The organism is Bradyrhizobium sp. (assembly GCF_036009065.1).
Lineage (GTDB): Bacteria > Pseudomonadota > Alphaproteobacteria > Rhizobiales > Xanthobacteraceae > Bradyrhizobium.
In genome coordinates, this window is the sequence record NZ_DASYMN010000079.1 from 1 (window position 1) to 1904 (window position 1904).

At 64.1% G+C, this 1904-nt stretch carries 2 protein-coding genes; both read left to right on the forward strand.

Features of this window, described 5'->3' with window-relative positions:
* Nucleotides 1-952, forward strand: a 952-nt coding sequence (locus VGP39_RS05125; RefSeq protein WP_327567027.1) for a xanthine dehydrogenase family protein molybdopterin-binding subunit, incomplete at its 5' end; no start/stop codon positions are given.
* Nucleotides 949-1812: an FAD binding domain-containing protein gene (locus tag VGP39_RS05130; RefSeq protein WP_327567028.1), complete on the forward strand. Its 864-nt coding sequence runs from the start codon at nt 949-951 to the stop codon at nt 1810-1812. The genes VGP39_RS05125 and VGP39_RS05130, both read left to right, overlap by 4 nt.
* Nucleotides 1813-1904 lie beyond the last annotated feature (92 nt).

Below are 1904 nucleotides of genomic sequence, written 5' to 3' on the forward strand. Positions count from 1 at the left end.
TGTGGTGTTCGGCTACGAACAGGCGGCATTGCAGATGACGCCTGACGGCATGCTCATCATCGACGTGCCGATCCAGAATCACGGCCAGGGGTTGGAGACGACGCTCGCCCAGGTCGCCAGTGAAGAACTCGGTATCGATCCCGCGCATGTCGTGGTGCGCCACGGCGATACCAGCCTCGCGCCCTACGGCATGGGTACGTTCGCGTCGCGTTCGATGGTGATGTCCGGCGGAGCGGTTGGGTGCGCGAGCGCCCTGCTGGCCGAAAAGATCAGCAAGATCGGCGCGCATCTGCTGCAGGTGTCGATCGATGCCGTTCGCCTCGAAGGCGGTTTTGTCGTCGTCAACGCGCCTGGCGGCGCCAAGATTTCACTGACCGAAGTCGCGGTGGCCGCCTTTCTGCGGCCTGAGCGCCTCCCGGACGGCGTCGATCCCGGTCTGTCGGTGATCGCATCGTACCGGACGTCGAAGGACACTGGCGCCTGGTCCTATGGTACCCACGCAGCGCTGGTCGCCGTCGACAAGGGCACCGGCCTCGTCAAAATTCTCGACTACGTTATTGCTCACGATTGCGGCACCATCGTTAATCCCATGATCGTTGACGGGCAGATGATGGGCGGGCTCGCGCAAGGCATCGGGACTGCGCTGTACGAGGAGATGCCGTACAATTCCGACGGGCAGCCGCTGGCATCCACCTTCATGGACTACTTGGTACCCGGCGCTTCGGAAATGCCGAAGACGAAAATCGAGCACTTTTCGCTGCCGTCGCCGATCACGCGTTACGGCATCAAGGGCATGGGTGAAGGCGGCGCCATTCCGCCGCCGGCGTCGATCTGCAATGCCGTCAACGACGCGCTACGGCGGCTCGGCGCCTCGGTCAATGAAACGCCGATGACGCCGGATCGAATCATCCGCGCACTAATCGACGCCGACGCAGGAAAGGTGGGGGCATGAAGCCCGGAGCCCTTGCATATTTCCGCGCCGACTCGGTGCCGCAGGCGGTCGATCTGCTGCTCGAAGGCGGCATGGATGCGAAGGTGCTGGCGGGCGGCCAGTCGCTGGTGCCGATGCTGAACCTGCGAATGGTCGCGGCGGAGCGGCTCGTCGATATCAGCGCGGTGCCAACTTTGAAGGCTTGGTCGGCCGACAGCAAGGAAGTCCGAATCGGCGCGTGCATCACGCACGAACAGATTCAGCTCGGCGAGATCGCCGATCCTTCCAATGGCCTGATGCAGAAAGTGGCTGCAGCCATTGCCTATCAGGCCGTCCGCAACCGCGGCACCATCGGCGGCAGCCTGGCGCTCGCCGATCCGTCGGCCGACTGGGTGACAACCACGGCGGCGCTGGGTGCCACGATCGAATGGCAGGGGCCCGACGGGCCCGGCAGCTCTCCCGCCGAAGAGTTCATTGTCGCCGCGTATACCACGCAGCTCGGCGTGTCCGATCTGCTCACCGGCATCCGGATTCCGCGCCTCGACCCGGACGCGAAGTGGGGCACCTACAAGATCTGCCGCAAGACCGGAGAATTCGCCCATGCCATGGCCATGGTGATCCGCGCGCCGAAGGCATCGCGCGCGTTCCTTGGTGCTACCGACGGTGCGCCGATTCGGCTGCCGCACACCGAGCAAGTGATTGGGAGTCTGCGGGGCTGGCAGGCGGCGCAGGCGAAAGTACTAACGGAGGCGATGGATGCCGACCTCAGTGCGACCGGTCGCGAACTGACCGACGTCCGGATTTGGCAATCGCGCACATGCCTGCTGCGGTCCGTGCAGATGAGCTTCGGCGTCGAAGCTATCGAACCGGAGAGCATCTGATGCAAGCCATCGAACTAACCATCAATGGCGAGAGGTTGAAGACCACGGTCGATCCGCGGACGACGCTGGCTGATTTTCTGCGCGACCAGGCC